Here is a 543-nt window from a genome sequence, read left to right on the forward strand (position 1 = left end):
AAGATGGCTTTCATTCACTGATCATTGGCCAGATTCGTATAGACGGCAACAAATTCACGATACCGTATTCTCGCCTATTTAAAAAGACTCACAAGCCTATCACGATAACGATTCCGCCTGTGTTACTTGACAAAAAGATTAAGCAGATTGAAATCATTCCTAAACATCATGCCAGGTTCTTTGAGATTCAGTACAAATATGAAATGCCTGAAGATCAAAGAGAATTAAATGACCAAAAAGCACTGGCGATTGATTTAGGAGTGAATAATCTTGCCACTTGTGTCACATCAGACGGCAGATCGTTCATCATTGATGGGCGGAGATTAAAAAGTATTAATCAATGGTTTAACAAAGAAAATGCCAGACTTCAAAGCATTAAAGATAAGCAAAAAATCAAAGGCACCACTCGTAAACAAGCTTTGCTTGCTATGAATCGCAATAATAAAGTGAATGATTATATCAACAAGACTTGCCGTTACATCATTAACTACTGTATTGAAAATCAAATTGGCAAACTTGTCATTGGCTATGCGGAAACATGGC

At 36.8% G+C, this 543-nt stretch carries 1 protein-coding gene; it reads left to right on the forward strand.

The features are described 5' to 3' along the window. Positions 1-543 (forward strand): transposase (locus tag ETC02_RS16910; RefSeq protein ID WP_171698470.1); only part of this gene is annotated, 543 nt, incomplete at both ends.

This window comes from Geobacillus sp. DSP4a, from assembly GCF_013096875.1.
Taxonomy (GTDB): domain Bacteria; phylum Bacillota; class Bacilli; order Bacillales; family Anoxybacillaceae; genus Geobacillus; species Geobacillus thermophilus.